The organism is Moraxella sp. CTOTU49803 (genome assembly GCF_032097965.1).
Classification (GTDB): Bacteria; Pseudomonadota; Gammaproteobacteria; order Pseudomonadales; family Moraxellaceae; genus Faucicola; species Faucicola tetraodonis.
This window is the reverse complement of record NZ_DAMCJP010000001.1, coordinates 616,784-643,553: the sequence shown is the minus strand read 5'-3', so window position 1 is coordinate 643,553 and position 26,770 is coordinate 616,784. Positions and strand designations below refer to the sequence as shown.

The following is a 26,770-nucleotide window of genomic DNA, read 5'->3' as shown; positions in this document are numbered from 1 at the left end:
TGATGATTGATACTGATAAAATTTTATTGCCAAAAACGGTTAAATCACCGCTTTTGGATAAGCGCCTAATACCCGTAAATCTTTGACTTGCGGGCGAATCTCAGCGAGGGCGGCTTGCATATTGGCATCGTCAATATGACCGAGCATATCAATAAAGAACACATACGCCCATTTGTTTGGACGCTCTGGGCGGGTTTCGATACTGGTCATTGACACCCCATGTTTTGCGAGTGGCTGCAATATTTGAATCAGCGCGCCCGCCTGATCTTTGGCTGCCACTAAAATCGAGGTTTTATCTTGACCTGACGGCGCTACTGCTTCGCGGCCAATGATTAAAAAACGTGTGGTATTGGACGGGGTATCTTCGATGTTTTCAAATAGTTTGTGCAAATTATATTCGCTTGCTGCCACTTCCCCTGCAATGGCGGCTGAGTGCCACTCATTTTTGATACGCCGCGCCGCTTCACCATTGCTAGAGACTGCGACCCGCTCGACATTGGGATAATGGGTATCTAACCATTGGCGGCATTGGGCAAGCGCTTGGCTGTGGGCATAAATTTTTGAAATCGCGCCCACTTTGGTATGCTCACCCACCAAAAACTGATGATGCACCGGTAATTCCACCTCGCCAATGATTTTCAGATCGGAGGATAAGAAGCCATCAAGGGTATGGTTGACCACGCCTTCTGACGAATTCTCCACAGGGACGACGCCATACATCGCAGAGCCTGCTTCCACTTCACGAAACACATCAGCAATGGTCGATAGCGGCACTGTGGTGGCGGCTTTGCCAAAATGCTTCAGCGCTGCCATGTGGGTAAAGGTACCTGCAGGGCCCAAATAAGCAATTTTTTGTGGGGCTTCTAAGTCTAAACACACTGACATAATTTCGCGGAATAAACGTGCCATTTTATCGGCAGGGAGTGGACCCTCATTACGCGCCATCACCTTTTTTAGCACCTGTGCTTCTCGCTCTGGGCGATAAAAAATCGGATTGTCCTCTTGCGTCTTTTTGGCTTTGGCTACTTGCACCGCATAGTCTGCTCGCTCGTTGATTAGTCGCTGGATTTTTTCATCCACTTCATCAATTTTTTGGCGAAGTCCAATTAATTCATCATTGCTCATCGTTTGTTCATTCATAAAATTACAACTCAACAGTCAACACTGACCTGCGCGATAGGATTGAGGGTCATAAATCACAGGCAGCCTAGCTTGAAATATACCTTGAAATATATAAAGTTACCAAATGGCTTTATAGCAGAAATTGCCTAATACTAGCACAAATCACGCCTGTTAATCGAGTTTCGCTCGGCGCTTTTTCATCACAAATAGTGATATAGACACAATATTTTTGGCATACCCTAAAAAAAATTGGATTTTTCTGCTTGCAGCTTAACAAATACTTGCAAAATAGAAAAAAAACTAGCGATTGTCACAATGTTTGTGATAGCTTTTAAGGTAAGTTAACTAACATTGAATGAAACCATACTATTTTGTCTGTGATTGGTTATCAGAGACATGCAGCAATTTGACATTTAGGAAAGTACATGACTAGCAGCTTAAACCAACTAAAAATGATGACAACCATTGTGGCAGATACTGGGGATTTACAAGCGATTGCCCGCTTAAAACCAGTGGATGCGACCACCAACCCAAGCTTGATTACCAAGGCATTGTCAGCGCCACAAATGCAGCCTATTTTGATTGAGACATTAAAAAAACACCGCAATGATATCGATGCGGTGATTGATGAGCTCACCATTTATATCGGCACCGAAATTTTAAAACTGATTGATGGTCGTGTTTCCACTGAAGTGGATGCAAGGTTGTCTTATGATACCGATGGCACAATTGTCAAAGCGCAGCAATTTATCAAAGCCTATGAAGCCGCCGGGATTGATAAAAAACGCGTACTCATCAAAATCGCTGGCACGTGGGAAGGCATCCAAGCCGCCAAAGCGTTAGAGCAACAAGGTATCCATTGTAATGTGACGCTGCTATTTGGCTTGCACCAAGCCAAAGCCTGTGCCGATGCCGATGTTACCTTGATTTCGCCATTTGTCGGACGGATTTTGGATTGGCAGAAAAAAGATGAAGGACTCGATAGCATCGAAATCAGCCGTGATAAAGGCGTGAGCTCAGTCAAAACTATCTATCATTACTTCAAACAGCACGGCTACACGACCCAAATCATGGGCGCGAGTTTTCGCAGCATTGAGCAAATATTAGCTTTGGCGGGTTGTGACTTATTGACGATTGCGCCTGATTTGCTAGACCAACTTGCCACGATGGACGTCAAAGTCGAGCGTCAGCTATTCCCAGACATGAAATTTATTGACCTAAAAAAAGAAACCCTCGATGAGACCCAATTTGCCGAACAACATGCGCTTGATCCTATCAGCCAAGCGTTATTATCTGCAGGCATTGAAGGCTTTATCCAAGCTAGAGAAGCGTTAGAACAAACCTTGAGAGGCTTGGTTAACTAAAGCTTTAATGAATAAAGCCTTAATGAATAATAAAGCTTAGTTCATTAAATTTTTATGAGCGGCTAATCATGTCCTTTAATCATGATTAGCCCCATGCCACCCCACTAGCCTTTAGCTTGCAACACGGTATAAAGTGGTATAGCAAGCGGTTGATGCAAATCCACCAAATCAAGCAACACAAGTGCGCCTAATACTTGATGTCCTGCGGCTTCACAAAGCCCCACTGCAGCGCTCAAGGTACCGCCTGTCGCCAATATATCGTCCACCAACAACACATTAGCCGGCGCAAGTCCCGCCTGCATCTCTAAAGTATCGGTACCATATTCTAGCGCATAGCTTTTATTCGCCACAGGCGGTGGCAGCTTGCCTTCTTTGCGTATCAATACCATGCCTTTGCCTGTCCGACCCGCCAACAGGCTAGCAAAAATAAACCCCCGTGCTTCAATAGCGCCAAAGCAATCAACCGCTTCAAATACTGGCTGTGGTATCGCTGCCAGTAACGCATCAATTACTGCATTGACGTGAGCGCGCAATAATGGCGTGATATCATAAAACGCAATGCCTTGTTTGGGAAAATCAGGTACCACTCTGATGATTTGCCAAAATGGGTGTGGTGAATCAGGGGTGATAGTCGATTGCATAGGATTGACCTAGTTCAGAAAAAATAAGTGTTAAGTAAAAATTAAGTAAAAATTGCTAAAGCGTGCCTCATTCTAGCAATTTTTTCCTGCTGAGCCAATCAGGGTCAGGGATGGCATTAAGTATTTACTTTAACCATATTAATAGGCTAGGCTTGGGCGAACTGATTTAAAGATTTGCGGTATGAGGTTGAATGTTGCCTGTCATTGGCTTGCTTGTTTCAGTGCATACTTGTAAACTATCGCAAGTTAAATTTTTAGGTGATTGCGCAAGTTTTGCATGGTTAACATACTGCTCGGCATTGTAATTGCAATTTTTATCCTTATCTTCAATAGCAAAAGTTACCACTAACATAGGGAAAGTTATCAATGAAAAAATATCAATGTATCGTGTGTGGTTGGGTGTATGATGAGGCACTGGGCTGCCCAGAAGAAGGTATCCTGCCGGGTACACGCTGGGAAGATATTCCCGAAGACTGGACTTGCCCTGAATGTGGGGTTAGCAAAGTGGACTTTGAAATGATTGAACTATAATGAATATAATAGGGTTTTATTATGCAATCAACTAACAATGCCGATAGTGCGAGTGTCGATAGTGCCAGTGACAATAGTATAAGCTTAGACAGTATCATGTCAAATGATGCGCCTATTGCACAACTATCAAATACAGAGCCACAACCTGTAATCATTGTTGGTTCAGGAATGGCGGGTTATACGCTAGCGCGTGAGCTCAGAAAACTAACGACTAGTTTGCCTATTGTCATGGTGTGTCAAGACAGTGGTGATAGCTATGCTAAGCCAACCTTGTCAAATGCCTATGCGCAAAACAAACTTGCCGATTCTATCGCCAATGCGAGCGCGGCAAAAATGGCAGAAACGTTAAACCTGACCCTATTAAATTTTCATCAAGTCACCGATATTAATGCCGATGAACAAGTTATTGTGGTTCGCTCGTTAGTCAATGAAGCGTCTCAAACAACGCTTGCGTATCGCGATTTGGTATTGGCGACAGGCGCGCATTCTAGACTGTTACCCAATCTAGCTGTCAATCACCAAACCATTTTTGCCGTCAATCATTTAGATGAGTACAAAAGCTTTCAGCAGCGCCTAAACACCCTAAAATCTCAAAAATCAGCGCCCATTAAGGTAGCGATTATTGGTGCAGGGTTGATTGGTTGTGAATTTGCCAATGATTTGATTGGTCAAAATACAGATAACCAGACCGCTGACATCGCAGTGGCAGTGTTTGATAAAGCAGCACGCCCACTGGCTCAGCAGCTCCCTAGCGAAGCAGGTATCATGCTACAAGACGCTCTGACTCAGTCAGGGGTGACATTTTATTTAGGCACTGATATCACCAATATCACGACAAACCTTAATAAAAATATTACTACAACTATTGACACAAGCGATAATGCAACCGTGACCATCTCGTTTGACAAGGATAACCAATCACAAACCTTTGAGGCGGATATTGTTTTGATAGCGATTGGTTTGGTGGCTAATACTGACCTTGCCGCATCAGCGAACATTGCCATAGCATCGTCACAGCACATCAATCCTACAGTAACCCATTTACCAAGAACAGTGCAGCAAGGCATCAAGGTCGATGCCTACCTAGCCACATCAGCCAAGCATATTTATGCCATTGGCGATTGTGCCAACGTGATGGGTAGCTATATGCCCTATGTCATGCCATTGATGAACCAAGCCAAAGCGTTGGCAAAAACCTTAGCTGACCCTAACATGGCGCCGACCAAAGTGGCGTATCCTGCCATGCCAGTGGCTATCAAAACACCTAGTTTACCTTTGGTGGTATTACCGGTATCAGGGCAGTACAGTGACGATCAACTTTATTGGCAAACGACCCCAACGACTGATGGCATGGTCATGACAGCCCATCCAAAAGATAGCTCTAATAGCATTTTAGGGTTTGTATTAGCCGGTAAAGAAGCAGCAAAACAGCGCTTAACGTTAACCAAGCAAGTGGCGGATTGGCTGTCTTAGTAACTATCTTAGTTGCCACGCTCGTGCAACGGGTCATCTATTGCGGAAAGTTCATTCAACAACCCACTAGCAGATTGATATTTTTGGAATAAATTATGGATTTAGCCAAATTTAATTTTGAACCCTCGGTGATTACGGACTTTATGCAAAATGCCATAATTGATATTGGTGATGAATTACAACTGTGTGTTGAAGTTGGTGGCAATCCTGATCATCCGCCCTTGCTGCTGATTATGGGCTTAGGCTCGCAGTTGGTGTTTTGGCCAGATAGTTTTGTCAAAGGCTTGATTGACGCCGGCTTTTTTGTGATTCGTTTTGACAATCGTGATATCGGGCTATCCTCAAAAATCGCCCGACCTTTCCCCCGTTTTCCCATCAACAATGTCAAAATGATGCTGCGTATGCAAGTGGGTTTGACGAACCGTCATTTTCCTGTGGCGTATAACTTATTTGACATGGTGGAAGATACCCGCCGCTTGCTTGATAAGCTTGAGCTAAAAAATGTGTATGTGGTGGGGGCCTCCATGGGCGGGATGATTGCGCAAATTTTGGCTGCCAAATACCCAAAACGCGTGTCGACACTGGGCCTCATGTTTACCAGTAATAACAAGCCATTTTTACCACCCACCAAGCCAAAGCAGCTACAAACCCTACTGTCACATCCCAAAACCACCCAAATTGATGACGTAGTCGCATATGGCGTGTGGTGTATGCAGCGTATCGGCTCACCCAATCATGTGGATGAAGAGGAAGTAGAACGACTCATTCGTTTGCGGTTTGAACGTAGTTATCACCCACGTGGCGCGCTTCAGCAGCTGCAAGCAATATTAGCCACTGGCTCTATTGTTAAATTCGACCAAAAAATCAAACAGCCAACTATTATCATTCATGGGGAAAAAGATGGACTGGTGCCACCGGCGCATGGTCGGGCGATTGCCAAAGCGATTGCGCACAGTGAGTTTCATTTGATAAAGGATATGGGACATGATTTGGCAAAACCCTTTATCCCTACGATTGTCAAACTGCTAACCGATCATTATATGAAGCATGTTTAAGTCGCTAATTTAACAACCGCCACAATACAAACAGCACGGCAATCACATAAAAAATTGGTGCAAGCCAGCTACTCACCTGCCAAACGGCATGACTGGCAATCATTTGCGCGATAAATAACGAACCCACAAACCCAAGCAGCGCAAGCCAATCCTGCTGGCGACTTTTGAGCATATCTGAGCGAATTTGCTGTATTTCACGCAGCTGCTGGTCTTGGTGGCCACCCAGATTTGACAGACTTTGCAAACTATTATCTAGCAATTGTGGCATGTCATTGAGACTCAGTAACAGTTCAGGTAATTGCTTGCGTAGCTCGCCAATTTTTTGCATCGGGTCAAATTGCTGCTTTACCCAGCCTGTCAAAATCGGTTTGGCGAGCGACCAGATATCAAGCTCAGGGTATAAATCCCGTCCTAAACCTTCCACATGCACGAGCGTTTTAAGCAGTAACATTAATTGCGGCGGTATATCCAAATGATAGCGACGAGCAATATCGAGCACCGACATGAGCACGCCTGCAAAATCAATGTCGTTGATTGGCTTACTAATCATCGGTGACACGGTGCGGCGCATATCGCGCATGAGGGCGTATTTATCGGTATTGGGTGGAATCCAGCCTGCTCGCGCGATGATATCCACTAGACCGGTAAAGTTATTGTTCATTACCGATAATAAAAGCCTTGCCACAATCATTTGGTCAGCTTTAGATAGCTCGCCCACGATTGAGCAATCAAGGGCGATATAGCGGGGATTGGGATTTGGGGTATCGGCTGGCAGCGTTTCAACAAACACATTGCCTGGGTGCATATCAGCATGGAAGAAATTATCCCGAAATACTTGGGTGAAAAAAATCGTTAATCCTTTTGCCGCAAGTGCCGCCCTATCATATCCAAGCGCATCAAATACTTGGGTTTGCGAAATCGGCACCCCAACAATGCGCTCCATAATCATGATATTTTTGCTGGCTTGATATACTTCAGGCACATACATCATCGATGAACCCAAAAAGTTGTTACGCATTTGGATGGTATTGGCAGCTTCAAGGGTTAAATCAAGCTCATTGAGCAAGACTTGCCGATAATCTTCAACGATATCGATAATATGTACGGCACGCGCCGCTTCGATCCGTGCCGATGCCCACCCTGCCAAATCGCGCAATAATTCAAAATCTTCAATAATCTGTTCACGGATGGTTGGGCGAACGACTTTAACCACCACTTCACGCCCATCATGCAGGCGTGCGGTGTGTACTTGGGCGATGGATGCCGCCGCTAACGGTGTGCCATCAAATCTAGCAAATAGCTGATTGATAGGTTGCCCCAAACCGCCTTTTTTTGTCGATTGTTCAATTTGCTCGATAACCGTATCGACACTAAAGGGCTTTACCCTGTCTTGCAGATGCACCAACTGCTCAATAATCTCAGGGGTAACCAAATCACGACGGGTGGAAAGCAGCTGCCCTAATTTTAAAAACAGCGTGCCCATCTCTTCAAGTGCCAGCCTAACCCCGTCTGGATGGGGTTTTTGAAAATAGCTGGCAGGGTGCATACGGATAAGTTTGGCAATGGGCTCAAGCTGCGGCGTCTCTTCAATAGGTAGATGCGTATCAACACGATAATGAGCGGCAATGCGCCACAGTTGTAAAAGACGTTTGCGATGATTTAGTAACACGTTGGCAACTCGTTAGAAAGCTTATCAATGGTGGGAATTCTAGCATGATATAAGCAATTTTTTAATGGTTAAAAAAAAGACGGGGATTTAACCCGTCATTTTGATTGTGCAAAAGCGAATTTTGCAATAAATTTACTTTTGCAATCTACTTTTCCAATAAAGCCGCTTGCTGTTGCTTGATGGCATCGAGTCTGGCTTGTTCACGTTCAATATCCGCCCGCAGTTTTAGTAACTGTTGCTTTAATTCATTGCCTGTATTGTCATCAGTATTTGCATCGTTGGTTTTCCACTCTCTGATATTGGCAATATCGGCAAACATCTCTTTAGCAGGTGCAGTGATTGTGCCTTTTAGGTTGGATAAAAGATTAGACAATTGACTTGCCATCGGAAGACCAATCAGAGGTTGCAGTTTACCAATAATATCAGGATCAAACCCAGCGACTAATTGTTTGACTTGCATCAGCACTTTATAATCGCCCTCAATCGGCAGATTGCCTTGTGGTTCACCCATCAAATTGAGCAAATGCACAGGATTGTCTACTTTGACAACACAATCAGGTTTGCTTACCACAGCGCTACCTTTAGGTTCAAAAACATCAACCGTCACAGGTTCAAAGCGAATGTGGTCATCATTAAAAATCGTATCAAATTCAATGGCTGGCTCTGCCATCACTAGGCGCAAAACTTTACCCGATAACGGTTGTAAACCTGCTTGGGTGATGGGGTCAGTGGCAATCGCTAGATTAACCACTTTTTCAATACCTGCGAGTAGTAATACAGTAAACATCTGATTCTCTTTTAGTATATAAATTTCAGTGAGCTATTATATTTTTCGCCATCAGTTACTTTTTAAACCCACGATGTACCGCCACGATACCGCCTGTTAAGTTGTGATAGTCACAATTGACAAAGCCTGCGTCTTCCATCATGCCTTTTAGGGTGCGTTGGTCTGGGTGCATACGGATAGACTCTGCCAAATACTGATAGCTTTCGCTATCATTCGCCACCAATTTACCCATGAGTGGCAATGCGGTAAACGAGTACAAATCATAGACTTTACCAAATGGCTCAAACACAGGTTTTGAAAATTCCAAAATCAACAAGCGACCACCTTTTTTGAGCACCCGATACATCGAGCGCAGTGCCGCGTCTTTGTCGGTGACGTTGCGTAGCCCAAAGCTGATGGTCACCAAATCAAAACTTTCATCTTCAAATGGTGCCAGCGTCTCAGCGTTGGCTAGTACAAAGTCGACATTACTACAGCCTGCATTGAGCAGACGCTCACGACCAACCTCTAGCATCGCTTCATTGATATCGGATAATACCACATGACCTGTGCGACCCACCTCTTTACTAAAGGCTTTTGCCAAGTCACCTGTGCCCCCTGCGATATCTAGCACCCGTTGACCTGCACGCACGCCCGTTAGGCTGATGGCATAGCGTTTCCACAGACGATGAATACCCAGTGACATTAAATCATTCATGATGTCGTATTTTTTGGCAACAGAGGTAAATACTTCTGCTACTTTTTGTTGTTTTTCAGCTTTTTTGACGGTTTTGTAGCCAAAATGAGTTTCTTCATTGCCATCAGTGGCTTCGGTATGCGGATTGTAGATAGCTGATTTATCAAAACCGCTATGGGATTGCGCTGACGACTCATTGGGGATAGCGTCATTTGGGGTAGCGGTTGCAGGGCGAGTGAGCTGCTGACCTTGCGGCACAGATTCTGGCAAATCAGCTGTGCCAGTAAATTGACGGTTGATGGTGGTGTCAGCTGTCAGTGACTGTTGTACTTGGCTATTGAGCTTGTCATTGGCTTGGAGGCTGTCTTTTACCAAGCTGTCTTGGATTGAATTATGGTTATTGTCGTTCATGTGGTTTCCTAGTGAGGTCATCGCCAATCAAAACTTGGCAAAGTTAAAAGCGCAAAGTTGGTGCAAATTTTTTTCTATTTTATCATTAAACATCAAAAGGATGTTCTTTGCCAGCATGCACATTGGTAATGATTTGCAACTCTTTTTCACAAAATGGCTCAATAAATGCGCCAATACTTTTAATCGGTTTGATGGCAGCAAAACCTTCAGCGATAAAGTCATATAACGGCTGAAAGCCTTTTTTGTACGCTGTGCCTTTGGCGAGTGAAAATGCTTTTTGTAAGATAAATGATTTAAGATATTTATCCGTGCGATAGCACATTTGCTTGAGGTCAGCCATCTGCTGGCGTCTTGCCGACTCTGCATTCACGGACTGATAGGCTTTAATCATGGATGGCTCATCCACGGATAAATGATTTTCTTGTAAATACTGAGCAAGCTGTAAATCAAGCTTAATGGCGTTAATCGCTTCGATGATACCGGCTGCCCCTGTGCTCACGGCATTGGCAGGGATAAATTTTTCTAATTTTTCAGCCTTTTGCACCATGCGCTCTAGCTGTTCAGCGAGCACATTGAATTTTTCGCCCCCATATAGTTGGTCAATTAAAAATTCCCCCATGGCTTGGTTGTTGGCGCTGGCAAATAACGCTTGGTGGGTTTTATGAATACGACCGCGTTGCCAGGCTTGTACTTCACTGAGTTTTTGCGCTAACTGGGTATCGCTGTGGTATGGAAGGGCGCGGAATTGTTTTAAATCTTGTTCTAATTGGCTTAAGCTGCTCATAGGGCCTCGATTTTTTTGCAAAATTTTTAAATTCAAAACAGAGAAACTGCAGTTTATCCATTGTATAAACCCACAGTAAAATGAAGTTTTGTGCCGCATTACCTTAATGTAAATCCAGCAAAAATACAAATCGTAAATTGTTCAACTGTGCTTTAACTGCTATCTTTTAGAAAAATAAAAACTTCATCCCTATCATTTCGGGTATTCCCCTAAGCAGGACACATGGCAATACACAGCACCAGCAATTCCAAAAACAACGATATAGCCGCTTCTAAACCCACCGATAAAGTAACCAAACTTGAAAAAAACACCTCATCTTTAACGCTTGAAGACCAATTAAGTTTTGACCTGATTACCGCGCAAACCACCCTACGCGAGCAACGGGCTGGCAAAAACTCGCGCGGGCTACTAATCTTGGTGAATGGTATGGAAAATTCGGGCAAAGGCGAAGCGGTCAAAGCGCTAACCGAATGGATGGACGCACGCTATATCAAGGTTCACGCCACCATGGGACAGCATCCCAGCCGCTACCAACCTATTTGGCAACGTCACACATGGCAACTGCCTAGAAAGGGTGAAATTGCCGTGTATTTTGGCAACTGGTACGCTGACTTGATTCGTTATGTGTTTGACTGTGGCGATGATATAGATGAACAGCGCTTACAGCAAATGATTGAAGACATTGAGGCGTTTGAACAAGATTTGGTCAATAACAACACCGATATCGTCAAGTGCTTGTTTTGGGTCGATAATAAAACGCTAAAAAAACGCTTGACCGATGAAGAGCCTGACCCTGAGCAGTTGTACCATTTAGATTGGTTTCGAAAAAAAGACGTGAAACGTTTCAAACGCTTTAGCAGCAGACTGATGGGGTTACAATCAAGCTGGCACCACATAGATGGACAGGATATTGATGCCTCAAACATCCAATTTGCGAATGTTGTATTAGCAGCGCTGCAAACCATGAACCAACTAGCTGCAGCCGATGATGACCAAGACAACCGAGCAAAAACTGATAAATCGGTTCACCTTAAAACGGACGAAAATCCTGTTAAACCCAACCCGCTGCCTTTTAAACCCACCCCTCTGATTAATGAGTTGGTTAGCGTCCAATCCCAAGCATTAGCAAAAGCAGACTATAAAAAACAACTACATAGCAAACAACATATACTCGCTGAACTGATTCGTGAGCGAGGTCAGCGCCATATCATCTTTGTCTTTGAAGGTATGGATGCGGCAGGCAAAGGCGGTGCGATACGCCGCATCATTGCCCCACTCGACCCGCGTGAATTTACCATCCACGCTATCTCCGCACCGACCGAAGATGAATTAAAACACGCCTATCTGTGGCGTTTTTGGACGCGCCTGCCCCATGATGAAATGGCAGATGTGGATATAGCGTATTTATCGCAAAAATTCAAACGCAATAAATGCGTCGCCTTACTCAAACAACGCCTGCATAATAGCCGAGTGACCATTTTTGACCGTAGTTGGTATGGTCGTGTACTCGTTGAACGTATTGAGGGCTTTGCAAAAGCGGCAGACTGGCAACGTGCTTATGGCGAAATCAATCGCTTTGAAAACGACTTGGTACAGAGCAACGCCATTGTGGTCAAGTTTTGGCTCGCTATCAGTGAACAAGAAGAACTTAAACGCTTTAAAGCGCGTGAAGAGACGCCCAATAAACAGTTTAAAATTACCGATGACGATTGGCGTAACCGTGCCAAATGGCACGAGTACGTGCAAGCCGCTTCCGACATGATTCATTTGACTCACCATAAAAAACGCCCGTGGTATGTGATTGCCACCGATGATAAATATACCGCGAGGCTCAAAATCCTTGACGCTATTATTTCCGAGCTATCTAAAAATTTATAAATTATTAACAGTCTGCCTTTTTACTATTTTGCTATATCTTAAAACTGTCTACCCAACTTGATGAAAGATAATGATTTTGGTGGACAGTTCCCCTATAATATCGTGTTTGATTTGATTATTTAGCCTGATTAGTTATCCTTAATAAATCCATCTAAACTGCAAGTGAGCAATATGGAATCTTTACGCAATTTTTTGAAAGGTTGGATGGGCAAAGCCTTGCTCGTTCTTTTTTTACTGCCTTTAGCCATCACAGGATTTGAGTCGATTGTCCGTAGCGGAGATGACCCCAATGCTGTCGCCAAAGTTGCAGAGTTAAATATCGATAATGCCACCTTGCAAACCATGATTAACAATCGCCGCGAAACCTTGCTTGAGCAAGTGAATGGCGATGCAAGCCTACTTAATAGCGATAAATTACGTGAGCAGATGCTGCACAATTTAATTGACCGTTATTTGATTATAAACCAAGCCAACCAGCTGGGTTTTACTGTGTCAGATGCGACTATCACCCAAATGCTGATGGCAGAAAAAACCTTTCAAGACGCCAGCGGAAAATTTTCTAACGAGTTGTTTGCTAACTATTTAACCAGTCGCGGCATGACCAAAGAACAATTATTTGATTCGGTTCGTCAAGACTTGTTGGTAACTGCCTTTAGCCGCGGTATCATTAATACAGGGATTTTTGCGCAAGGGAGTATTGATAAACTTATGTCAATGCAGTCTGAGTCTCGCCCTGTGCAAGTGCTGCGTTTGGACTGGCACAGCTTTGTGCCGCAGGTACAAGTGACGCCGCAAGAAATTGCAAGCTATTATCAAAAAAATCAAGCGACACTTAAATCTAGTGACATGGTGGATTTAACTTATTTAGAACTCAATAAAGATACCCTGCCTGTTGCTGCCCCAACGGCTCAGGAATTGCAGCAACAGTATCAAACCTATTTGAAAAATAGCAACAACCAGACCGAATACGAATTGGCAATGATTTTGATGAATGGCGCTCAAGCACAAGCCACCTTAACCTCATTAAAAAGCAAACTTGATGCCAACCAAGCGGATTTTGCGGCACTTGCCAAACAGTACTCGCAAGATGAAGGCAGTAAAAACGATGGCGGTAATATCGGTCCAATTACCCAATCGATGTTCCCCAATGATTATGATTCCATCATGACCCAAATCAAGACCCTAAAAGTCGGTCAAGTCACCAGCCCCATCAAAACCAACTATGGCTATCATTTATTCAAATTGGTAAAAATCAATGGTCAAACCCCACCAACCATTGAAAGCTTGACGCCTGTGTTAACCGAACAAGTGATGGCGCAAAAGCGTGAAGCCGCCTATCAAGATTTGATTGGTAAAATCAACAATGACGCAGTTGCTGGCGCTACTATCACCGAGCTTGCCAATCGCTATAAATTAACCGCGAAATCGATTAAAAACTACCCTAAAACCAATAACTCGTCTGCTCTCAATCAACCTGCCATTGTAGCGGCAGCATTTGAGCCACTAGCGCTGCAAGAAGGCAGTGTGTCAGTCGGCATAGATGTCTCTGATAAAGTGGTATGGTTACAATCAACCAATCACCGCACCAGCAAACTCATGACACAAGCCGAAGCCGAGCCGGTTATCAAAGCCAAACTTATTGAAGAGAAAGCAAAAAGTTTAGCCGTGGCAGAGGCCAATGCCATCGCTGCCAAAGTCAAACAAGCCAATTCAATTGCAGCGGCGGGTGCCCCATTCCAAGATTTGGGGATTGTGACTCGTCAAGACAGCAAACTCAGCGATGACGAGCGTGGTGTGGCATTTAGTCAACCTGCTGTTAACAATCAATTAGCGGTCATGACGCGGCCTACTGTATCGGGTGCAAGCGTGATTGTTGGTGGGGTTATTAGCAATGATAACGCGCAAATCACACCCGAAGTCAAACAACAAACTGCCCAAATCGTGCGCGAAAATATCGGTCAGTCTCAGTTTGAGGATTATTTAGCATACCTAAAATCCATCACTCAAGTCACGGTTAAACCGCAGACTGCTGCACCATAATATGCTGTGAATAAATATGCGCTGAATCTGAATGAGTCAGCGCCTTGTTCTAGCAATAACGAGTGTTTAGCAATACGTAGCGCTATCAAAAAAGGCTTACTAACGATGATTAGTAAGCCTTTTTTTATTGGTCGGTATTAATGATTTTCAGAGGCGTGATTGATGGTGTATTTTGGAATTTCAATGGTCAAATCTTGACCATCGATGATGACTTGGCAAGACAGTCTTGAATCTGGCTCTAGCCCCCAAGCGCGATCCAGCAAATCAGCTTCGATATCATCCATTTCCTCCAAGCTATTAAAGCCTTTTCGCACGATAACATGGCAGGTAGTACAAGCTTTTGACATATCACAAGCATGCTCAATTTTCACGCCTTTTTCTAGCAAACCACGGCATAGATTATCGCCTGCATTGAGTTCAATCTCTGCGCCAGTAGGGCAAATTTGGTGATGTGGTAATACAGTAATTTTTGGCATAGCAATCTCTTAACGATTAATAGTCTTATGTATTCAAAATTAATTTGACCAATCCGCGGTTGAAGTGCCTTTCATGGTTTCATTGACCGCTTGGTTCATGATAAGTGCAGCAAAGTCATCACTATGAACTTTTAGCTGCGCGCTCGCTGTTTCTAACTGGGCTTGTTCAGCACCATCAATTGCCTGTTGAACATCAGCCATCGAGGTTTGCAGCGTATTTTTCTGCTCATCGGTTAATAAAAAGCCAAATTCTGCAAGCGCGGATGCTAGCGCCAACAATTCTCGTTTTGCTTCTACTTGACTTTCAATCAAGCTGCGCTGCAGTCGATCTTGCATGGCAAAATCAAAGCCTGCCTTGAGCAGTTTTTCCTGCTCATCTTCTGATAACCCATAAGACGGCTTGACTTGAATTTGGCTTGCTTTGCCCGTTGTTAACTCTTTAGCCCAAACGGTTAATTGGCCATTAGCATCAATTTGAAAAGTAACTTCGATACGCGCCAATCCTGCTTTCATCGCTGGAATATCAGTCAGTTTAAACTGCCCTAACGAGCGGTTGTCAGCCACCGTATCGCGTTCACCTTGTACCACATGGATAATCATACCATTTTGGTTATCTTGATAGGTTGTAAACACCTGTTTACGCGTCACAGGAATGGGCGTGTTACGCGGAATAATTACTTCGGTAAGACCGCCCATAGTCTCAAGCCCCAAGGATAAAGGCGTGACATCAAGCAGCAACACCGTATTTTGCTGTTGTCCAATTAATTGGTCAGCATATTTGGCTGCGCCTAACGCGACGACTTCATCGGGATTGATGCGTGACAGTGGCGGCTGATTAAACGTTTCTGCCACGATTTGCTGAATCAATGGCATTCGTGTCGAACCCCCTACCAATACCACTTCATCAAGCTGGGACGTTTCAAGTCCAGCATCACGTAGCACTTGCGCACACACCGCTAATGTACGGTCAGTCACAGGCTGGATGATTTGACGAAGATTGCTTTGGGTTAACACAATATCAAAAGTTTGACCGTTCAGTGAAACTTCGGCAGTCACTTGGTCTGTTTTTGACAACTGCTCTTTAAGCGTGCGAGCCTGTACGTTTAGCAGTTGTTTTTGATGGTTATCAATGGTTGATGGATTCAAGCCTGTTTGTTGAATGAGCCAATTAGCAATCAGGCGGTCAATATCATCGCCACCCAGTGCGCTATTGCCACCCGTTGCCAGCACTTCATACACACCGTGATTGAGCTTTAACACCGATACATCAAACGTGCCGCCGCCCAAATCATAAATGAGATGATACGCTTCGTCTTGTGCTTGGTTCAGCCCATACGCCATCGCGGCGGCAGTCGGCTCGTTTAATAAGCGAATCACATGAATGCCTGCCAATTTAGCCGCATCTTTGGTGGCTTGGCGCTGTGCTTCATCAAAATAAGCCGGCACCGTAATCACCGCACCCACAATACTATTGTCAGGTAACGCCAATTTTGCCCGATCATACAGATGTTTTAACAGGATACTTGATACTTCAACAGGGTTTTTGGCACCTTGTGGGGTTTGGATACTTGGCATGACGTCGACATCGCCGACTAATTCATAGGGATGATTAAACTTAATATCCTTGATGCTTCGACCCATAAACCGTTTGACCGAGCGTACAGTGTAGCTTGGCGCTTGCTCTGCCATTGCTTCCGCTTGACTACCTACCAAAGTTTCTGGATTGCCATTGTCATCTAAGCCAAAATACACCACCGAGGGTAAAAGCTTTTGGCAATCGATACCTTTTACCTGATTAGCAATTTGACTGTCGTCATTGGCGTTATTGTCACTGGATTGACATTCGCTAACTTTATCGCCAATCACTTGTGGCTCGCCTGAACGGACTACCGCTACAATTGAACGCGTGGTTCCTAAATCAATTCCTAAAGCAAAACGATGCGCATGGGGCTTGGCACTTTGATTGGGTTCAGCGATTTGTAATAACGACATATATTGGACCAATTAACAAATAGAAAAAATAATTTGAAGATAAAACTAGCTTAGTTTATATCTTTAGCTTAGGTTATATCTTTATAGAAAGTCAAAACGGATGGTATTATAAATTAAAAATATGATAAACCAAATAAATTAACCAACGCTATGACAACTTACCCTTTAATCATGATTTACACATACAGATCGTCATCATTATCAAAATTCTGCTTGGCTAATTCATCGGTGGTTTTTGCCACATCTACTTGCAGTTTAACCAAAAACTGCAGTTTTTGAATGATATCTATCGCTTGCTTGGTTAAGGCATCATCATTAGCCTCAGCTGCATCTGAGTTATCAATTTTTTGATAAACTTCGTCAAAAGCAAGTTGATAATTATTTAGCCATTCGGTAAGTTTTTTGCTAAGCAAGGTAATACTTTGGCTATCAGCATCGTCTAAATCGATACGAAATGACATGGCATCGTCTAAAAAGTCCAAATCACGAATCGGCTGGTTAATAGATTGTGAAATGCCTTTGAGTGCCAATAAATGTGACGCGCGAGAATCGGGGTTTTTAAGCGTATTGTAGGCTTCATTAATAATCGCAGACGCTTGCTCAGGCTTTAGTGAGGATAACTTAGCGATTGATTCACGCAAAGAACTATCCGTATTAGCAGATGGCGAAAGGGTTTGCTCAGCTATAGACGCATCAAGATTAGTATCAGGATGGAACTTAGATTGAAGCTGGCGAAGGGTCTGCTGAAGCTTGGCTATATCAATTTGATAGTGTTGGGGTACATTCATCAACTCAAAATAATTAACCATTTTCAATTTCCCCTACCGAGCCATCAATATACTGACAAAAAAATATTAAAAACTAAACGGTGAAAGATTCACCACAGCCACACTCACCTTTTTGGTTTGGATTACTAAATTTAAAGCCTTCATTGAGACCTTCTTTGACAAAATCCATTTTCAAACCATTAAGATAAACCAAGCTTTTTGGATCGACAAATACACTAACCCCGTTGCTTTCAAAACGTTGGTCGTTAGGGTCTGGCTCATCGACAAATTCCAGCACATACGCTAAGCCAGAACAACCTGCGGTTCGGATACCCACACGGATACCTTCACCATGACCACGGTTTTGTAAAAAATCGCGTACATGTTCAGCTGCATCGTTTGATAATTCAATCACTTTACTACCCCATCTACTAATTTCAATCTTTAAGCGACTCACTTTAAGTAACTGAGCCAAAGTCTTATTGAGGATGAGTCAATAAGACTTTGACAATCGTACAATCAATCAAGCATTGGCTTTAGATTTATAATCTTCAATCGCTGCTTTAATGGCGTCTTCTGCCAGCACTGAGCAGTGCACTTTAACCGGTGGCAATGCCAGCTCCTCTGCGATATCTTTGTTTTTAATTGCGCTAGCTTCATCCAGGGTTTTGCCTTTAAGCCACTCTGTCACCAATGAGCTTGAGGCAATGGCTGAACCACAACCATAGGTTTTAAAGCGCGCATCTTCAATGATACCGTTATCACCCACTTGGATTTGCAGGCGCATCACATCTCCACACGCTGGGGCACCGACCATACCGGTACCGACATTTTTGGCATCTTTATCTAAGTTTCCCACATTTCGTGGATTTTCATAATGGTCAAGCACTTTATCACTGTAGGCCATTTCATTTTCCTTTTGGCTGGTTACGTTAAACGTAACTGACTAATCTTTACTTATTAATTTGATTGAATAAATTTTTAATGGAAATTAATTTTTAATTCAAATTAATGTTCATTCCATTCCACACTATTTAAATCAACGCCTTCTTTATACATATCCCAAAGCGGTGATAAAGCGCGTAATTTTTCAACCGCGGTTCGCATCTCAGCAATCGCATGGTCAACATCTTCTTCGGTGGTATAACGTCCCAAACTAAAACGAATTGAACTGTGAGCAAGCTCATCTGATAATCCAATCGCACGTAATACGTAGGAAGGCTCAAGCGTCGCTGATGTACAAGCAGAACCAGACGACACGGCAAAATCTTTCAATGACATCATCAACGATTCGCCTTCTACAAAGTTAAAGCTGATGTTGACGATATTTGGGATGCTGTGATTGATGTCACCATTAAGATAAACCTCATCAAGCTCTTTTAAGCCATCCCACAGACGTTGGCGCAGTTTTGTCAGTCTGGCTTCATCTTCTGCCATACGTTTGCCCGCAATGGCAAAGGCTTCACCCATTCCCACAATCTGATGCGTTGCCAACGTACCTGAACGCATACCACGCTCATGACCGCCACCTTGCATTTGTGATTTTAGGCGCACACGTGGTTTACGGCGAACATATAGCGCACCAATACCTTTAGGACCATAAATTTTATGCCCAGAAAAACTCATCAAATCAACTTTTAATTGCTCTAAATCAATCGGAGTTTTACCGGCTGCCTGCGCCGCATCGACATGAAAAATAATACCTTTTTCACGTGTGATTTCACCAATCGCCGCGACATCTGTTAACGTACCAAGTTCGTTATTAACCATCATTAGGGTCACTAAAATAGTATCTTCACGAATAGCCTCTTTAACTTGGTCAATCGTTATCAGGCCTGTCTTTGGTTGTGGGTCTAGATAGGTGATTTCAAAACCTTCTGTTTCTAATTCACGGCAGACGTCTAGCACGGCTTTATGTTCGATTTTACTAGTAATGATGTGTTTGCCTTTACCACTATAAAACTGTGCCACCCCTTTAATCGCTAAATTGTCTGACTCAGTAGCACCTGAAGTAAATACAATTTCACGTGGATCGGCGTTGATTAATTCTGCAATTTGCTCACGGGCAGTTTCAACCGCTTCTTCCGCTTGCCAACCAAACCCATGTGAACGTGAGGCAGGATTACCAAACACGCCATCAAAGGTCATGTATTTCATCATCTTTTGGGCGACTTGCTCATCAATTGGTGTAGTCGCGGCATAATCTAAATAGACTAATTTATTCATGCTAACAAATTCTCCCCGGAATTTTGTTGTAAGGTTTTGCTGTTATCAGCTAATGAATGATTATTACTAATGTTACTAACTTTATTGGTGATTTTCTTTGATCGTTGCGATACGGGTGCCTCTGTCATCGGGTTTACCGCAGACTGATTTTTATCCTGCATGTCTTCAACCATCAAAATTTGACGCTCAGAAATTTCACGGATAATTTGACGATTAATGAGCGTATCTAATGTCACGGTGGACAGATAATTTTCAATTTGCTCTGACAAGCCATTCCATAAATCATGGGTTAAACACATAGCGCCATCTTGACAGTTACCTTTACCTTCGCAAGCTCTGGCATCAACCGACTCATCAACTGCTGAAATAATACTCATAATTGAGATTTCATTGATGGGTTTGGCAATATGGTAACCACCTGATGCGCCACGAGTGCTTACCACCAAACCTTTTTTACGCAGCTTTGAAAACAACTGCTCAAGATAAGAAATAGAAATCTCTTGACGTTTTGCGATATCAGACAATGACACAGCCAATTCATGTTTTTGCTCTTGCAATGCCAAATCTAGCAGCGCCGTCACTGCATAGCGTCCTCGGGTTGTCAATCGCATAATAGCCCCACTTAAGTTAAAAATTTAAATCTGTTCAAGCATCGTAAATTGTGAAAACGCGTTTTATGATTGGTAGGACTATTATATGAAAATCCGAGTCTTTTAGTCAAGATTAATTCTTACTAAAACACTCGGATTTATTTATTTCTCAGATTTATTTGTTTAATGATAAGCGACTTTAATCAAAGCAATGCAGGCAATAGTTGTTATTTTACCGCCCAGCCAATCGCGCAAATAACGAATAATACAAAAAATGCGATTGCCGCGCGTTTCATCCATTGATTTTTACTTTTTAATTCTACAATTTGTGCTTCAAGCGCTGTTTTTTGTAGATTTGCGGCGTTGACTTGGCTATTGAGTGTCTCAACTTGTTGTTTGTAGTCAGCATCGGTTTTGATAGGCTTTTTGGTTTTTTGCTTGTCTTTATCGCCTTTGACTGCCTTTGTGATGACTTGTAATAGCTGATTGATACCAATTTGATGTAAAAAAGCCTTCACCTCTGCCATCTTTTGTGCTTCGCCGCGAATTTGTAGCTGCTCGATGGCTTTAGGCTGGTTGGTAAATAAATTCTGTGCAATTTGCCAAGTAAAGCCATTGATGGTCACATCGACCTGCTGAGAAGGCTGTAATTGGCTGTCTAGCAAAATACCATTAACCGTAAAGGTCATATAAAAAGTGACGCTTGGGACATAAGCATGAATACGGACGACGGTATTGGTAGTGGCTAAAGGATAAACAGTCTTACGAAGATCCGCATCGAAACGTAGCAACAGGGTCAGCAAGGTTTCAATAATCACTAATACAACATTGAGCGCTGTCGTGGCTATATTGCTTGGGGCATTGGTCGAAGTTTGAAAATTATCGTTCATTAAATTTCCACAAAATTAATCAAATATGGGTTTTGTAATTTGTCGATAGTGTAACTTCAAAAGGTTGTTAATAACATTAATTATTGTAAGTCTGGTATAAAACAATGCTAGTCGTTCAATATTCATATTGGCTGCTAATAAAAGCATAATGGCTAGATTGATTTTAGCCATATGGTTTTATATAACAAGTTTTAGCGATTTTTGTTGAAAAAAAATGTTATCGTTTGGTGTGCTAACCACTATATTTTGCAAAAACACGTTAATCAATGCTTAATTCCACAGAAATTATGCTTAAACTGCTTGTGAAGCCGTTGGAGTTTACTTATAATCGAATCATAATTACTTATGCAGCACTTGATACTTAAGGCTTTGAGCCTAATTAATTGCCGAGCGTGTGCTTTGTATATATAACGTTTATTTTCATCCCTAAAAATTTGAAGGATATTCTTATGAATAAGTCAGAATTAGTTGATAGCATTGCTAAAAAAAGTGGTCTTTCTAAAGCCCAATCAACTGAAGCATTAAATGCCTTTATCGCAACGATTGGCGAAGCGATGAAAGCCAATGATACCGTGTCACTGGTTGGCTTTGGTACGTTTAGCGTAAAAGAACGCCAAGCACGTACAGGTCGTAACCCACAGACTAAAGAAGAAATTCAAATTCCAGCAAGCAAAGTGCCAAGCTTTAAAGCAGGTAAAAGTTTAAAAGATATGGTTAATTAATTAACCCTTTATCTCTTTATATCTAAAAAAGCGTATTTTTAATTAAATACGCTTTTTTATTGCCTTAATGGCTATGAAAATCAAATATAAAAAACCAAACACAAAAACCAAGTAAAACAGCTAAATAAAAAACCACTATTTTTACATAGCGGTTTTTTATTTTATAAACTATAACCTATCTTGGCACCGTAATGGTTTGACCCACTTTTAGCGATGCTGTTGGTGACAAGTTATTTAAGCTAGCCAGTTCTTTAGGGCTGATGCCAAAGCGTCCCGCCAAAGAAATTAAGCCTTCGCCTGCTTTGACTTTATAGGTTGTTGTGGTTTTCGGGATTTTGATGTTTTGACCAATCAATAACGACTCATTACCTTTTAAGTTATTTAAGGCGGCAAGTTCGCTTTTGGAAACGCCATATTTTGCACTCAAGTTTGTCAGGCTATCACCAGATTTTACTTGGTAGCTTTGCGTATCACCACGGCTATATTTGCTTACTGGTTTTGACGCTGGCTTGTTATCATCCTCTGATTGGGTATCTTTGGCTGTTTTGGTCTCTTTTTTTGTTTCTTTTTTGCTCTCTGGTTTTGCAGAGTCCTGCTTGCTCATCGGTTCGCGGGTCGCTGTCACGCTAGCCACCGTACCCAATCCTGCTTGAGGAATAACCAGTTTTTGCCCCTGAATTAAATTTGCAGTCGGTTTTAGATAATTGGCTTTGGCCAAGTCTGCTACCGTTAAATCAAAGTTATTGGCGACGCTACCTAAGCTATCACCTGGACGTACCGTGTAGTTAATCGATTTGCCAGCTAGCGCATATTTGACCTTTTCAACTGTGACAGGCACGATGATGACTTGTCCTTTTTGCACACGATAATTGGTGTTAAAACCGTTGACATCGGCAATGTCTTTGGGCGATACGGACAGTCGATCAGCGATACCCGACAAGGTATCACCCGTCTGAACCGTATAACGACTTGATACCGGTTGCACTTCAGCTCTAGCAGGGGCAGGCTTTTGCGCTGCGGGCTGTGCCACTGGCGGCTCTGGCATTTTGTCTGGAATTAACCACAAGTTTTGGTTGGTACGCACTTGATAAGTGACTGGTAAATTATTGAATTTTGCTAACTCACTGACATTTAGATCAAACTTGTCGGCGATGCCTGTCAAGGTATCCCCCGCTTGCACGATATAGCTATTGGCTTTACGTTTTGGCGATTCTGCTACTTTGGGTTCGATAGGCTTGGCGTTGTATAAGTAAAGTGTTGAACCTGCTAGCAAGGCAGCATTTGGGTCAATTTGGTTCCATTCAGCGATATCTCGCCAATTTACACCCATGCGACTGGCGATATTTGCCAAGGTGTCGCCAGCTTTGACTTGATAGGTGCTGCGTGTGCCACTTGGACGTTTTTTGGCAGCCGGCTTGCTAACCGTGACAGCATTGCTTTCACTGGCGGTATTGGATTTGCTCGTGGTCACTTGCGCCGTGTTTGGTGCTTTACCATTTAAGCTCGACGCTTGGGTAATTTTGACCTCTTTTGGCAACACCACTGGCGGCTCTTCGTAACTGAGTTTTTTGGTTTCGCCTTTGGCTTCTAATATAGCTTGCTGGGTCTGGATGGCATTGAGCTTGATATTACCATCTGTAGGGTTAATCGCTTGCTCTACTTGGGGTGCGGTTTTTTCGATTTCTTTAGCAATCAAGTTACGCTCTTGATTGGATAAAGGTGGTTCTTGCACCACGGTGTTGTTGGCAGTAACAACGGCTGAAGTGGTTGGTAATGTATTGGTAGACTGCATTTCAGCGGTCACCATTTTTTGCTCGGTGGCGGTAATCGGTGGTTCTTTGATTACTGTATTGCGGCTTTGGATGCTTGGTGTACTAGGAATGGGGGCGATATAAGTCGTGGTTTGGTTTTTAACCATACTAGTTGCCATCGCCGCCAAATCGCTGCTAGAGGATGGCAAGTTAACTGTTTCTTTTTTGCTATAGGCTTGTTTGGCGGCACTGAGTGAATCACCCTGACTTGTGGTGGTAGTTCGGGTTTGATTGCCAAAATTTGTGGTCGGTGTGTTATAAGTCGGTGTAACAGTTTTAGGCGTGACATAGCTATTGTTTGCCAAATAACCTTGCTGACTCATATAACCATTACCGCGTAATTGGGTGATTTTACGGTCAATTGATTCATTGAGATCATTAGGAATCAGAATACGGCTTGGGCCTGACATATCTACCGTACCTGCAATCAACGCAGGATTTAGGGCACGCAGTTCTTCATAGCTTACGCCTGTCAAACTACTAATCTCATACAAGCTCACGCCAACATTGGCAGGGACACTTCTAAAATGCTGACGGTTCGCAATTGCGGGTAAATACACATTGTAGGTACTCGGATTTTTGACGATTTGCGCCACAGCCAAAAACCGAGGAACATAGTTCATCGTTTCAGTAGGTAACTTAAGCGACCAATAATCCGTTGGTAGACCACGTGCTGCATTATAATTAATCGCGGATTGGACACGGCCTGGACCGGCATTGTAGGATGCCAATGCCAACTCCCAACTCCCAAACTGGTTATACAAAGCCGTCAAAAAGTCATAAGCGGCACGGGTTGACTCAATCACATCGCGTCGACCATCAAAGGTGCTGGTTTGATTCAACCCATAAATACGGCCTGTACTTGGAATAAACTGCCATAACCCTGCAGCAGACGCGTTACTATTGGCATTGGGGTCATAAGAGCTTTCAATCACAGGCAATAATGCCAGTTCTGTTGGGATATTGCGACGTTCAGCTTCGCGCACTGTGTAGTATAAATAGCGGCTAGCACGCGCTGTTAAGCGGTTTAGATAGTCTTGGCGGCTAATAAACCAACTTTTTTGCGCTTCAATACGCGGATCGTACACATTCGAGTTCATACGAAAATTGACGCGCAGTCTATCCCACAAATTACCATAGCGCTGAACCAACAAAGCGTTATTCTCTACCATGCTCATGTCGGTGGCTTCAAGCAGGCCTTCCAGTTCATCCAAACTATCCATATCCAGTAGCGCCGCATTTTCTTGCGCGCTACGCACCGTGCTTTTGCTGTGACTGGATGATCCAATCATAGGTTTACCGGCTGGACTGGTGGTGCTGGTGGTTGGCGCACTGCTACAGGCTGCCAAAATAATAGAGGAAATAGCTAAACTTAACGGTTTGATAGTTTTTTTTGATGAATGGCTTATCGAAAGCAACATGATAATTCCTAGCTCTTTTTTGCAATTTAGATGTAGGACATATATCCATCTCATAGCGTAAAACTATGAAAGAATATAAGCTAAAATTTGACATTATAAATAAAAAAACGGCTGTGATTTCAAGCCAGTGAAATTAAATATTGGCTGAAATTATACTAGAATCCATAAAAAAAGTGGCACAAAACTTTTGTACCACCCTGTTTAACACCACTTTTAATACCACTAAATTAGTGCTTTTCAATCACAAGTTGGCTAATCGCCCTAGACAATAACACCGAGTTACCGCTTTCAGCGAAGGTAATACGTGAAGTTGTTACTAAACGTGTCGTTACGTTATTTTCGACGATAACTTCTGTTGTTATCGCATCTGCTTTGGCATGGTTACCGCTAGATACCACATTATTTAATTGTATATCATAGCCATATCGCGTTGCTTTTGACCAGTTGTTTTGCAAGAGGTTTAGATAATTGCTTTTATTTAAGGTCGTGGTTTTTCCTTTACGCGACACAGATATCAACGCATCATCTGCTACTAGGCTTGCAACGCGCGAAATACTTTTGGCATTTGCTGCAGCCGCCATCGCAGTACCGTAATTCTCGATATCACGCTGGGTAATTTCAGCATTTGCCAAATTTGAAACGGTTAACGAAGTCGCGATGACTACACCTAGCCATAGTTTTGACCTTACCTGCTTTCGGATTTTATCAATCGGTTGAAAATTTAACTTAATAGCCATGAGATTTTCCTTCAATTGGTAACACCAATTGTTTGACCCTAAAAGAAATAATTTGTTACAACTAAGCATAGCATAACCATTAACTTTATTGTTACGTCATTGTTAATAATCAAGCATAAAATAGTGAATAATTCCGATAAAAATTTTTGAACTTATTATCCAAAACTATCCAAAATCGCTGGATCGCCAAATCAATTATCGTGTTTACAGCGGTGAATTATTTCAGCAAACAAGGGTTAATCATTTATTAATTTGGCTAAATCGGTTATCATTACAGGTTGTTTTTATCACCATTTTATTACTAAATCTCAATTTAAGGGTATTTCAACTATGCTACTTACCGCTATTTTAGCATTTATCCAATCTGCCCATGCGGAAGGTGCGGCGGCAGCGCCTACTGGAACGGGTGCTTCCACCATCATGCAAATGCTATTGCCATTGGCTTTTTTTGCTATTTTTTACCTCATCATTATCCGACCCCAAAGCCGTCGTAACAAAGAGCATCGTCAAATGATTGATGCCATTAAAGAAGGCAATGAAGTGGTATTTGCCGGTGGCTTGATGGGAAAAATCAAAAAGCTTCAAGGTGAATATGCGGTTGTTGCATTAAACCCTACCCAAGAAGTGATGGTGCAACGTGCCTCAATCATTTCGGTATTGCCTGTGGGTACCATTGATAGTCTTAAATAATTGCTGATGCAGCTCAC

The 26,770-nt window shown here is 42.9% G+C and carries 23 protein-coding genes and 1 pseudogene; 8 read left to right on the top strand and 16 right to left on the bottom strand.

What is annotated here, in order from left to right; all coding sequences use genetic code 11:
• Positions 1 to 39: 39 nt before the first annotated feature.
• Complete coding sequence (gene pheA / locus RT422_RS02885) at positions 40 to 1,140, bottom strand: prephenate dehydratase (RefSeq protein ID WP_313421211.1); 1,101 nt, start codon at positions 1,138 to 1,140, stop codon at positions 40 to 42.
• Between the two features lie 407 nt (positions 1,141 to 1,547).
• Between pheA and RT422_RS02880 the strand changes: the two genes are divergently transcribed.
• Positions 1,548 to 2,486, top strand: coding sequence for a transaldolase (locus RT422_RS02880; RefSeq protein WP_313421210.1), 939 nt, complete (start codon positions 1,548 to 1,550; stop codon positions 2,484 to 2,486).
• 104 nt (positions 2,487 to 2,590) lie between these two features.
• On the opposite strand, the gene RT422_RS02875 is transcribed toward RT422_RS02880, so the two are convergent.
• Positions 2,591 to 3,127 (bottom strand): adenine phosphoribosyltransferase, encoded by a 537-nt coding sequence (locus RT422_RS02875; RefSeq protein ID WP_313421209.1) that lies wholly within the window; start codon positions 3,125 to 3,127, stop codon positions 2,591 to 2,593.
• Between the two features lie 366 nt (positions 3,128 to 3,493).
• Between RT422_RS02875 and rubA the strand changes: the two genes are divergently transcribed.
• The 3 genes from rubA to RT422_RS02860 all read left to right on the top strand — a co-directional run bounded on the left by rubA (position 3,494) and on the right by RT422_RS02860 (position 6,186).
• On the top strand, positions 3,494 to 3,658 hold the full coding sequence (gene rubA / locus RT422_RS02870; RefSeq protein ID WP_036589380.1) for a rubredoxin RubA: 165 nt from the start codon (positions 3,494 to 3,496) through the stop codon (positions 3,656 to 3,658).
• Between the two features lie 21 nt (positions 3,659 to 3,679).
• Positions 3,680 to 5,131, top strand: coding sequence for an FAD-dependent oxidoreductase (locus tag RT422_RS02865; RefSeq protein ID WP_313421208.1), 1,452 nt, complete (start codon positions 3,680 to 3,682; stop codon positions 5,129 to 5,131).
• Between the two features lie 92 nt (positions 5,132 to 5,223).
• On the top strand, positions 5,224 to 6,186 hold the full coding sequence (locus tag RT422_RS02860; RefSeq protein ID WP_409520107.1) for an alpha/beta fold hydrolase: 963 nt from the start codon (positions 5,224 to 5,226) through the stop codon (positions 6,184 to 6,186).
• Positions 6,187 to 6,190: 4 nt separating this feature from the next.
• Here the strand turns inward: RT422_RS02860 and RT422_RS02855 are convergent, their stop codons facing one another.
• The 4 genes from RT422_RS02855 to RT422_RS02840 all read right to left on the bottom strand — a co-directional run bounded on the left by RT422_RS02855 (position 6,191) and on the right by RT422_RS02840 (position 10,513).
• Complete coding sequence (locus RT422_RS02855) at positions 6,191 to 7,855, bottom strand: ABC1 kinase family protein (protein ID WP_313421205.1); 1,665 nt, start codon at positions 7,853 to 7,855, stop codon at positions 6,191 to 6,193.
• 145 nt (positions 7,856 to 8,000) lie between these two features.
• Entirely contained in the window at positions 8,001 to 8,642 is a 642-nt protein-coding gene (locus tag RT422_RS02850) for a hypothetical protein (protein WP_282841048.1), read from the bottom strand.
• 55 nt (positions 8,643 to 8,697) lie between these two features.
• On the bottom strand, positions 8,698 to 9,729 hold the full coding sequence (gene ubiE, locus RT422_RS02845) for a bifunctional demethylmenaquinone methyltransferase/2-methoxy-6-polyprenyl-1,4-benzoquinol methylase UbiE (RefSeq protein WP_186303368.1): 1,032 nt from the start codon (positions 9,727 to 9,729) through the stop codon (positions 8,698 to 8,700).
• Positions 9,730 to 9,814: 85 nt separating this feature from the next.
• Positions 9,815 to 10,513: an FFLEELY motif protein gene (locus RT422_RS02840; protein ID WP_313421204.1), complete on the bottom strand. Its 699-nt coding sequence runs from the start codon at positions 10,511 to 10,513 to the stop codon at positions 9,815 to 9,817.
• 222 nt (positions 10,514 to 10,735) lie between these two features.
• Between RT422_RS02840 and RT422_RS02835 the strand changes: the two genes are divergently transcribed.
• Both RT422_RS02835 and RT422_RS02830 read left to right on the top strand, forming a co-directional pair.
• The gene (locus RT422_RS02835) at positions 10,736 to 12,391 is read left to right on the top strand and encodes an ATPase (RefSeq protein ID WP_313421202.1); all 1,656 of its coding nucleotides are present in this window, start codon (positions 10,736 to 10,738) and stop codon (positions 12,389 to 12,391) included.
• A gap of 171 nt (positions 12,392 to 12,562) precedes the next feature.
• Positions 12,563 to 14,431, top strand: coding sequence for a SurA N-terminal domain-containing protein (locus RT422_RS02830; protein ID WP_313421201.1), 1,869 nt, complete (start codon positions 12,563 to 12,565; stop codon positions 14,429 to 14,431).
• Between the two features lie 137 nt (positions 14,432 to 14,568).
• Here RT422_RS02830 and fdx read toward each other — a convergent pair whose 3' ends face one another.
• The 8 genes and pseudogenes from fdx to RT422_RS02790 all read right to left on the bottom strand — a co-directional run bounded on the left by fdx (position 14,569) and on the right by RT422_RS02790 (position 21,372).
• Complete coding sequence (gene fdx / locus RT422_RS02825) at positions 14,569 to 14,907, bottom strand: ISC system 2Fe-2S type ferredoxin (protein ID WP_313421200.1); 339 nt, start codon at positions 14,905 to 14,907, stop codon at positions 14,569 to 14,571.
• A gap of 39 nt (positions 14,908 to 14,946) precedes the next feature.
• Positions 14,947 to 16,899 (bottom strand): Fe-S protein assembly chaperone HscA, encoded by a 1,953-nt coding sequence (gene hscA, locus RT422_RS02820; RefSeq protein WP_313421199.1) that lies wholly within the window; start codon positions 16,897 to 16,899, stop codon positions 14,947 to 14,949.
• A gap of 176 nt (positions 16,900 to 17,075) precedes the next feature.
• Complete coding sequence (locus RT422_RS02815; protein WP_144917636.1) at positions 17,076 to 17,708, bottom strand: Fe-S protein assembly co-chaperone HscB; 633 nt, start codon at positions 17,706 to 17,708, stop codon at positions 17,076 to 17,078.
• 52 nt (positions 17,709 to 17,760) lie between these two features.
• Entirely contained in the window at positions 17,761 to 18,081 is a 321-nt protein-coding gene (gene iscA, locus RT422_RS02810; protein WP_050324431.1) for an iron-sulfur cluster assembly protein IscA, read from the bottom strand.
• Positions 18,082 to 18,189: 108 nt separating this feature from the next.
• Positions 18,190 to 18,573 carry a Fe-S cluster assembly scaffold IscU gene (gene iscU / locus RT422_RS02805; RefSeq protein WP_050324430.1) on the bottom strand — a complete coding sequence of 128 codons (384 nt, stop codon included), beginning with the start codon at positions 18,571 to 18,573 and terminating at the stop codon, positions 18,190 to 18,192.
• Between the two features lie 101 nt (positions 18,574 to 18,674).
• Positions 18,675 to 19,892 carry an IscS subfamily cysteine desulfurase gene (locus RT422_RS02800; RefSeq protein WP_095355459.1) on the bottom strand — a complete coding sequence of 406 codons (1,218 nt, stop codon included), beginning with the start codon at positions 19,890 to 19,892 and terminating at the stop codon, positions 18,675 to 18,677.
• 179 nt (positions 19,893 to 20,071) lie between these two features.
• Positions 20,072 to 20,503: pseudogene (locus RT422_RS02795) on the bottom strand (Rrf2 family transcriptional regulator); the annotation flags it as partial.
• Positions 20,504 to 20,709: 206 nt separating this feature from the next.
• A complete protein-coding gene (locus tag RT422_RS02790) occupies positions 20,710 to 21,372 on the bottom strand; it encodes a hypothetical protein (protein ID WP_144917634.1) in 663 nt (220 codons plus the stop codon).
• A 449-nt stretch (positions 21,373 to 21,821) separates the two neighbouring features.
• On the opposite strand from RT422_RS02790, the gene RT422_RS02785 reads away from it, so the two are divergent.
• Complete coding sequence (locus RT422_RS02785) at positions 21,822 to 22,094, top strand: HU family DNA-binding protein (RefSeq protein WP_007116691.1); 273 nt, start codon at positions 21,822 to 21,824, stop codon at positions 22,092 to 22,094.
• Positions 22,095 to 22,269: 175 nt separating this feature from the next.
• Here RT422_RS02785 and RT422_RS02780 read toward each other — a convergent pair whose 3' ends face one another.
• Both RT422_RS02780 and RT422_RS02775 read right to left on the bottom strand, forming a co-directional pair.
• Positions 22,270 to 25,326, bottom strand: coding sequence for a LysM peptidoglycan-binding domain-containing protein (locus RT422_RS02780; protein ID WP_313421196.1), 3,057 nt, complete (start codon positions 25,324 to 25,326; stop codon positions 22,270 to 22,272).
• 227 nt (positions 25,327 to 25,553) lie between these two features.
• Positions 25,554 to 26,063 carry a hypothetical protein gene (locus tag RT422_RS02775; protein WP_313421195.1) on the bottom strand — a complete coding sequence of 170 codons (510 nt, stop codon included), beginning with the start codon at positions 26,061 to 26,063 and terminating at the stop codon, positions 25,554 to 25,556.
• A gap of 345 nt (positions 26,064 to 26,408) precedes the next feature.
• Here RT422_RS02775 and yajC point away from each other — a divergent pair, with 345 nt between their 5' ends.
• Entirely contained in the window at positions 26,409 to 26,753 is a 345-nt protein-coding gene (yajC, locus tag RT422_RS02770) for a preprotein translocase subunit YajC (RefSeq protein WP_159375694.1), read from the top strand.
• Positions 26,754 to 26,770 lie beyond the last annotated feature (17 nt).